This is a genomic window from Streptomyces sp. NPDC057743 (assembly GCF_042798755.1).
GTDB lineage: Bacteria > Actinomycetota > Actinomycetes > Streptomycetales > Streptomycetaceae > Streptomyces.
In genome coordinates this window covers 1-7,971 of sequence record NZ_JBHVJX010000082.1, presented here as the reverse complement: position 1 = coordinate 7,971, position 7,971 = coordinate 1, and the positions used below count along the sequence as shown (strand labels likewise).

Annotated in this window: 8 protein-coding genes and 2 pseudogenes; 2 read left to right on the top strand and 8 right to left on the bottom strand. The window is 65.7% G+C overall.

The genetic code is table 11. From position 1 onward, the window contains the following. Positions 1 to 148 precede the first annotated feature (148 nt). A pseudogene (locus ACFVFQ_RS38000) lies at positions 149 to 427 on the top strand (DDE-type integrase/transposase/recombinase); the annotation flags it as partial. Between the two features lie 396 nt (positions 428 to 823). Here the strand turns inward: ACFVFQ_RS38000 and ACFVFQ_RS37995 are convergent. Beyond that, positions 824 to 2,503 (bottom strand): RNA-guided endonuclease TnpB family protein, encoded by a 1,680-nt coding sequence (locus ACFVFQ_RS37995; protein WP_383425225.1) that lies wholly within the window; start codon positions 2,501 to 2,503, stop codon positions 824 to 826. A gap of 819 nt (positions 2,504 to 3,322) precedes the next feature. On the opposite strand from ACFVFQ_RS37995, the gene ACFVFQ_RS37990 reads away from it, so the two are divergent. Beyond that, positions 3,323 to 4,045: a hypothetical protein gene (locus ACFVFQ_RS37990; RefSeq protein WP_383425222.1), complete on the top strand. Its 723-nt coding sequence runs from the start codon at positions 3,323 to 3,325 to the stop codon at positions 4,043 to 4,045. Between the two features lie 377 nt (positions 4,046 to 4,422). On the opposite strand, the gene ACFVFQ_RS37985 is transcribed toward ACFVFQ_RS37990, so the two are convergent. From ACFVFQ_RS37985 to ACFVFQ_RS37955, 7 genes and pseudogenes are all read right to left on the bottom strand, one after another. Beyond that, entirely contained in the window at positions 4,423 to 4,656 is a 234-nt protein-coding gene (locus ACFVFQ_RS37985) for an integrase core domain-containing protein (protein ID WP_383425220.1), read from the bottom strand. Beyond that, positions 4,653 to 5,720 (bottom strand): IS3 family transposase, encoded by a 1,068-nt coding sequence (locus ACFVFQ_RS37980; protein WP_383425218.1) that lies wholly within the window; start codon positions 5,718 to 5,720, stop codon positions 4,653 to 4,655. Before ACFVFQ_RS37980 ends, ACFVFQ_RS37985 begins: the two co-directional genes overlap by 4 nt. Before the next feature lie 29 nt (positions 5,721 to 5,749). Next, positions 5,750 to 6,079, bottom strand: coding sequence for a transposase (locus ACFVFQ_RS37975; RefSeq protein WP_383425216.1), 330 nt, complete (start codon positions 6,077 to 6,079; stop codon positions 5,750 to 5,752). 35 nt (positions 6,080 to 6,114) lie between these two features. Beyond that, the gene (locus tag ACFVFQ_RS37970) at positions 6,115 to 6,366 is read right to left on the bottom strand and encodes a transposase (protein ID WP_383425214.1); all 252 of its coding nucleotides are present in this window, start codon (positions 6,364 to 6,366) and stop codon (positions 6,115 to 6,117) included. Then, on the bottom strand, positions 6,327 to 6,704 hold the full coding sequence (locus tag ACFVFQ_RS37965; protein WP_383425228.1) for a hypothetical protein: 378 nt from the start codon (positions 6,702 to 6,704) through the stop codon (positions 6,327 to 6,329). The genes ACFVFQ_RS37970 and ACFVFQ_RS37965 overlap by 40 nt, the downstream gene beginning before the upstream one ends. 118 nt (positions 6,705 to 6,822) lie before the next feature. Beyond that, positions 6,823 to 7,089, bottom strand: a pseudogene (locus ACFVFQ_RS37960) (transposase family protein); the annotation flags it as partial. Positions 7,090 to 7,221: 132 nt separating this feature from the next. Further along, positions 7,222 to 7,737 carry a transposase family protein gene (locus ACFVFQ_RS37955; protein ID WP_383425212.1) on the bottom strand — a complete coding sequence of 172 codons (516 nt, stop codon included), beginning with the start codon at positions 7,735 to 7,737 and terminating at the stop codon, positions 7,222 to 7,224. Between the last annotated feature and the right edge of the window lie 234 nt (positions 7,738 to 7,971).

Sequence of the window (7,971 nt, the reverse complement as noted above, 5' to 3'; positions counted from 1 at the left end):
CCCTCGGCTGAACCCGCGCCATGAACCAGTTCAAGATCCGGTTCGGCGACCGGCACCCCTCTGACCAACATCAACAGACAGTAACCAAAGACAGGAACCGGGACCATCAAGCACAACACCGATCACACACAAGCCAGTTGACATCCCCGCCCACCGCACCGTCATGCCCTCGGTCGAGCACCGGAGTTCGAAGTGCCTCAACAACCGGTGCGAGAACAGCCACCAGCCCACCCGGCAGCAGGAGAGAGCCATGCGGCGCTTCGCCTCGCCCGGACACGCCCAGAGGTTCCTGTCCGCCTTCTCCAGCATCTCACCCCACTTCCGGCCCCGCCGCAACCTGCTCACCGCCCACGCCTACCGCACCGAAATGCACCACCGCTTCACCACCTGGAGGCAGGTCATCGGCCGCGCCGCAGCAGCCGCCTGACGGGCGGCGAACCGAGGCCCGACCCCTCCAGCACGCCCCAACGCCCCATCAGCAACCACAAGTTGACAGCACCCGACATTGTCCAGCCCCGTCGTGCCAACTCACCCTTGTATGTGCGAGGGAGCGCCCTAGCGTCCGATTTCCTCCGCCTGGCCTACTTCGGTTCGCACTCGTACGTGTGGGAGCACCTTCTGGACAGTCGCCTGCGCGTTCATCGCAATGCGCTCACCCTCGTACGCATTGGAGAGGCCCTTTAGGAGCTGGGGAATTCCGGGTGCTTGGGGCTTTCTTTGCTCGTTTGGTGCGGCGCTCTCTTAAGTTGTGCGTGTGGAGAGGGTGACCGGTTCATTGCTGGACCGGGGTGACCACACCGAGGTGTGGCCTTCCACCCGTCGGCTAGGCCGGCGGGGGTCGCTTCATTGGAGAGGAGTCAGTGCCGTTGCCGGCATCTGGTGATTCCCCTCCTCCACGGGAGTTTTTCGTGTCCCCTCTGCCAGGGGCCACGGATGCCAGTTCCCTTCGTGCCGCTTTGTGGATTGATGCAGCGGCGTTGTGGCGGCGGTTTGCATCGTGACCGCAGCTCGGGCAGGTGAAGTGCTTGTGGCCAGGCGTTACCGTTGGGTTTCGGGCGTCGCACTTGGCGCACTTCGTGCTGGTCGGCTCGCCCTTGTCGAGAACGACAAGGGCGGATCCGTACCATCGTGTTTTGTAGGCGAGTTGCGAGCGTAGTTCACCTAGCCCGGCGTCGAGGAGACTCCGGTTGAACTGGGATTTCACCTTGACGTCGGTGCCCGGAGCGTCGATTGTGCCGCGCGCCGTGGCGGTGAGTTCGGTGAGGTCGAAGCCTTTGACGGCGATGATTGCCGCTTCGGTAGACAGGCGCTTGCTGACGCCGTGCAGGTGTGAGGCGCGGTGTTCCGCAGTCATGTGGTGGATCTTGGCGACGCGGTCTGTCCCTCCCCTCGTAGCGTGGAGTCCGTGCTTGGCAGCGGCAATGTAGCGGCTGTCGGGATCGGCAATGTTCAGCGGTGCGGACAGCACGGCCAGCGGCTGACTGCCGAGATCCACGGCGAGCATCCCGTTTGCGCGCTGACGCTTGTTGGGTCGATCGGGGACGTCTTGCTGAACGCGGTAGAGCACTGAGGCGTACCAACGGTGAGCGCCCCGGCTGACGGTGACTGAGCTGATGACGGCTTGGCTGCGGCGCAGCAGTCGCCACAGGCGCCTTCCGTGGGCTTGCATGCGCACGGTCCCGATACCGGGCAGTGTCAGGTGACGCGGATCCTCCAAACAGATGGAGGGGCGCTTCACGTCGTGACAGAGGACGAAGGAGTCGCGGGCGCGGCCCTTCCTCTTGAAACGGGGCATCCCCACGCGTCGTCCAGCGCGCTTGCCGGATGCCGAGTCCATCCAGTTCTTCCAGGCGGCATCGGCACGCTCGAATCCGCAAGAAAGAGCGTAGGAGTTGACCTCTTTGTGCCAGGGAGATCCGCCCTGGTCCTTGGGGAGGTCGCGTGTAGTGCGCCACAGGGCCTTGAGATCCATGAAGTTGGGCCGGTAGGCGCCCTGGGCAGTCAGCTCCTTCTTTAGCTCCAGAACGTGGGGGCGTACCTCTTCAAGCTCTTGCGCTTTCAGCCGCACGTATTCCTCAGGGTCCGCGACCTGCCACGCCGCGAGCTCGATACGCCGGGCATGCAGCTTGCGAGCTAGCGGAGAGGCGGCATGCTCCAACTCTCCAGGATCCAGCGCCGGCTTGCCCTTGTGCACGACACGCTTACGGTGCTCGTCGATGACCTTCAGCTGCGTGCATCGTTCGGTGTTCTCGGCCTGGATGGCGCGACGGGCCTGGGTGAACAGCCGAGTGCGTTCGACCTTCGTCAGCGTGGTCGTGAGGTCTTCAGCGCTGAGACCGGACAACTGCTGAGCATGCTCGCGGACACGCGCATCGAAGGCACGATGCTGCGCGAGCAGATAGGCATGACCGTGATTGAAGGCCCAACGCGCAGCACCGGCGTAACGCTCCATCATCTCCAGCGCCGCAGCATTGGGATCAAGGACGAAACGGAAAGCCCGCACGACTCTTCAGTAGGCACGCCGCCGCTCCCCCTCCCGCGCGCGCACGTGGCATCTGGAAGAACGAACCTACCGCAGTTTCACAATAATTACCGGCAGTTCGTTAAGTTCGGTGGTAGAGATCAAGAGTCCTGCCGGTGGGGGCCGCGTCGAGCAAGGACTTACAGCTCGACGCGTGGGGCATTGTCAAGTTACGGATGGGGCAGGCGAGTTTGCGGAGGCGGATGGTGCTCGGATGCCGTGCCCGATACTTGGTCAGGCGTGCGCAGGCGTGCCGGTGACGGTCTTCTAGACGCGGAATCGGCGGACCTCCTCGAGCTCGGCACTCCACCCCGACCTCCGCAGCCGTCATCCACACTGACGAAACCCTCCTCGCCGACTCCCCCTCCCTGGAACTGCTGCGCCGCTGGCTCGGTGACTGGGAGAAGGCCAGACGTCCAGCTCTGGACGTCTACGCCCCACCCTCCCGCCCGCATCATCGGCGAGCCCCCACGGGCCAGCACCGGGCAGTCACGGAAGCTCGCCGCCGCGCCACCGCCCACGCCGCGCGTTGCACCCTTGTCTGCAGTGGTCGCACAGGCCACCTCCAGCAACGGTAGACGGGGGAAAAGCGAACCGCACCGGGTTGGCTGGAGGGTTCGAACCCCTGGAGGATCTTCGCCCACGAATTGCGCGATACCGCTATAATTGGCACCCCCGCTGGCTGCACTCGACGACACAGGCAAGGCAAGGGGCGGACGGACCGTGATGGCGAGAACGGCGCAGAACTCAGATGTAGGATCTCACGCTCGGCCTGTCCATTTACTCGAGACCGAGGCACTCGTGGACCAGTTGGCTACAGTGCCGGTGAATATGGCCCGTAACCGCTACAGGCATGCCAGTCGTTTCGACGGCTTGCCCGATGTTGTGTTCTGGGGGGAGCCGGGTGGGGTGGGAAAACCCTATGTTTTGTCACGCTGCGCAAGTTTTCTGACGCACGTACTGGAACACGCCTATGGGGCTGGCACTCCCAACGGCTGGGCGACGCCCCAATTCTTCTACGACCACATTGAGCGCTCTGCGCGGAATGAAGGCTTCCCGAGCGCGAGCACCTATCGCGCTGCCTTCGCTCGCGGCATCCCACACTTCGCCCCGGTCACGGCAGTTCGGGAACTTCAACCCGGCGACTTGGTGTCGATCGACTTCAATCGGCCGGGTGCGATTTACACCGGCCATATTGTGATGATCCGCCGCTACTGGGGAGTCCATGAACATCCAGCTGACCGATGTTTCTCCCGTCCTGTGGTGCCACGGGTATTTGAGGTGGTCGACTGCAGTAGCCGACCACACGGTGACCCTAAGCGCTTCCCAGAACTCCTCGAAGCCTTTCCGGATACACGAGCCCCCCTCGACGGCGACACCGGGGACGGCGCCGGATACGGCCACATGATCCTCTATGAAGACCGACTCACCGGACAGCTGGCCGGATACCGCCGCAGTCCCGACGCTTCCCTGCCCTTCACCACCTCACGTCACCCCATAGCAGCTGCCCATATTGAACCCTGAACCAGAGTGGCTCGCAGCGCCATCTGGCCCCGGCCGCGCACGCAGGAGGTGCCGGAGCCGGGTCGATGCGCCTCGGTCGGCCCCTCCGGGTGCGCAGTCGGGCGCCGCGCTTGTCGAGGAGTCCGTTGTAGAGGGCGCGGTAGATGGTTTCCGGACAGGCGTTCATCGCCGGCTGTCCGGGCTGGGTGGTGGCCAGGTGCCGGGCGACCTGCTGCGGTGACCAGTGCTCTTTGAGCTTGCCGTTGACGAACTCGCGCAGTTGGGGGTTGGCACGGAGTTTCTCTGGCTTGGGGCGGCGCCGGCGCAAGAGGGCCTGGTTATGTGACCACCAGGGGTTGTATCGGTCGTCGTCAATCCCCTCGCGCCGTGGAGCTCTTTCAAGTGGCCAACTCCACGGCGGGGTCGGCCTGATGGTCTCGTTCGTAGTCGATCGGGCTCCGGTATCCGCACATGCTGTGTAGCCGACGGGTGTTGTAGAAGCCGGTGATCCAGGTGGCGATCTTCAGCCGCGCCTCGGTGCGGGTGGCGAAGGTGTGCCGGTGGACGTACTCGACCTTCAGGACGCTGTTGAACGCCTCGCTGACGGCGTTGACGCTCCTATATTCCGTCAAGTGCCCGGAGTGGGGTGCGGGTTGGCCTTGATCATCTGGTAGATCTCGCGGGCGAGATACCGCTTGAGACAGCGGATGATCTCCTTCTTCGTCTTACCCTCGGTGGTGCGGCGGGCGACGTAGTCGATGGTCGGCTGGTGGAAGCGCATGCGGACGATCACGACGCGGTAGAGCGCGGAGTTCAGCTGCCGGTGGCCGCCGCGGTTGAGGCGGTGCCGGTCGGTCTTGCCGGATGACGCGGGGACCGGGCAGACGCCGGCGAGCTTGGCGAATGCGGCCTGCGAGCGGATGCGTTCGGGGTGTCGCCGACCACGACCAGGACCTCGGCAGCGGTGTCCGCGCCGATCCCGAACGCGTCCACGAGGTCGGGCCCCTGCCGCGGCGGTGGTCCCATCCTCACAGTCGAAACAGGAACCGACACGGCCCATGGACTGAGTCACGCCGAGTCGGCGGCAGGCCCGTCTGAAGCGACGGGACTGGTATTCGCTGCCACGGTCCGAGTGGAAGATCACGCCGCGGACGTCGCCGCGGGTGGCCGCGGCCATGTTCAATGACGCGACGACAAGCTCGGCGTCGTGCCGGGCGCCCATCGCGTAACCGAGCAGGCGGCGCGAGAACAGATCGATCACGGTGGCCAGATACAGCTTGCCCTCGCCGATGACGATCTTCGTCATGTCCCCGGCCCATACCTGGTCCGGGGCATCGGCGGTGAAGTCCCGGCGCACGAAGTCCACGAACGCGGGCCGCCTGCCGGGCCGGGGCAGTCCTCGGCATCGTCGGATCTTCCGTCCGGCCAGGCCGAGTTCGGCCATCAGCCTCGCGACGGTGTTCACCAAGACGCGCCAGCCCTGGCGCACGAGCGTTACCCAGACCTTCGGGGAGCCGTAGGTGCCGCCCGACTCCTCGAAGATCTGCCGGATCGCATCGGCCAGCTTCCCGCGCCGCACCTCGCGGGCGGTGACGGGCTGGTGGCACCACTTGTAGAACCACGACTCGCTCACGCCCAGCACGCGACACGTCAGGGTATGCGGAATGTCCTGTTCGGCCTTGCAGTCGCTGATCACCCCGGCCACCTAGGCCGGGTCGGCGGCAGCTACTTCACCCACAAGGCCATGCAGCGTTTGAAGACATCACGCTCCATCTCCAGCTCGCGGATCCGCTCGTTCTTCTCCGACATCTCCCGTCGCAGCCGCTCCGGCTCAGCCCGCTCCGACTCCCTGACCCGGTTGCCGAGCGCGGCCGGCGCAGGCCGGTCAAAGGACGCCGAGCCATTACGCCGCCACCGCGACACCCAGCTGTGCAGCGTCCCGGAGTGGACACCGAGCTCCTCGGCGACCTCCGGGATCGGCCTGCCCCTCTCGATCACTATGCGTACCGCACCCTCACGGAACTCAGGTGTGTACGCCCGTTGCTTGGACCCCATGAACCTCAACTTCCCCTGCGATCACGGACTCCACGCTACGAGGGGAGGGACAGGGTGTTGATGGCGAGGTTGCGCAAGGTGGCCATGTTCTCCGGGCCATGGCCGGTTCGGGCTTGGGAGCGGTCCTCGCCGAAGGTGACATCGCGGACGAAGTGCAGCCGGTGCTCGATCACCCATTGTGTTCTCACGAGGCGGGCGATCTTCTCCGGTGAGGCTTGTCGGCTGGTGAGGTCGGTGCGGGGGAAGCTCAGTGCGGTGCCGGGTGATCCTCGCGACCTGTGCGGCATGTGGGAAGTTCCAGGTCATTGACGGTCAGTGCCTGGACGACGCGTGTTTCCTTGCGGCCGTGGCCCACGGTGCGGTCGTAGAACCTCGCGGTCGCCCGCTCCCAGGGCAGGGCCCGCAGTCGCCGGTGCAGGAGAGGCTGGTTCTTCTTGACGGTGAACGCGTACGCCTTCTTCACCTCGACGAGGAAGACGGCATGGTCGCGTTGTGTGTGCAAGGCATCGGCGGTCCCCACGGTCCCGGCCAGGCCGAACGGTTCCAACAGAGCGGCGAAGCAGGTGATTTCGTTCGTCTTGTCCGGCACCCGCAGCTGGGTGCCGGTCCGGCCGTCGCCGGTCATGGCGGCCAGCAGATGAGCGGCCGGCACCTGCCGCGGCGGGAACCACGAGCGCTCTTACCGTCCACGGCCACCGACTCCCCCCGGAAGGATCGCTCCCGGTCAGGTCGGCCAGACCACCGGGGCAGACCGCGACGACGACCCGGCAGATCGTCGACCTGCTCGGTGCAATGCGCACGTTCAGCGAGGTCAGCAAGCGTGCACCACACCGGGCCAGAGTCTCCTGCGGAGCATTACGTGCCCACTGGGCGATGGCCGTGTAGGACAGTGTGCCGGCCACGACCGCACAGGCCGAGACCAGCAGCACCGCCACGAACGGGCGACGCCGGCGCGGATCCGGCAGCCTGACCAGCCGCTGAGCCAGCGACAGCCCCAAACCCCCCACCATTGCGGGCGACTTGACGAGACCAACGGTGGCAGACTGGCGGCACATCGGGGCTCCGGTTGAAGCAGGCGACTTGGACGGTCACCTGCTTCAACCGGAGCCCCGTTGCTCATGACACGCCCCGGCCGAGCATCGTCACAACGCTGTGACCAGCACACTCACTCGCCCGCCCGGACTTTGGAACGGCCCTGAGGTGCGGCCGGCCTCGTCGGTGATGACAGTGGCCTTCTTGGTGTTCTGCCGCATCTTCCCCGAGACGAACGCACGCCGTCCGGGGCGGTGTGACCGCGGACGCCGCACCCGCACCTCGGTACCGTCCAGCCGCAGCTCCACCCCCTTCGCGGCGGCGTAGGCGAAGACATCGGCCAGGGTGTGCAGGCGCGGTCCCGCCTTACCGGGGACCGCGAAGCCACGTGCTGCCAGGAGCGGCCGGACCTCGTGAACAGCCCGGGTGACGGTGGAGCGGTCCACTCCGTAGAAGACGCCGAGCACGGCATGCGGGAGCTGGAACCGCAGGACGACCAGGGTCGCGATCACCCGATCGGTGAAGACCAGCTGGTGGCCGGGGCCGCCGCCCTCAGCACGCAGACGCTCGTGACCTCGGCGTTCACGCAGCCGGGCCTCTTCCCGCGCCAGCCAGGGACCAGCCAACTCCGCAATGATCCTGCCGAGTTGCTTCCGCGGGATACCTGTACAGATACGATGCGAGAGAGCCGTACGGGCCAGAGATTGCTTCACAACCATCCCAACCCGTACGGCTCTCTTCATGTCACGGCGTGACCAGCACGCAGACACGGCAGCTGTAGTTGCGAGGCTGTGCCGCGTTGATGTTGGTCAGCGGGATGGTGGGGTGCCTGCGGGTATGGGTGCGGCCACCGTGATCAT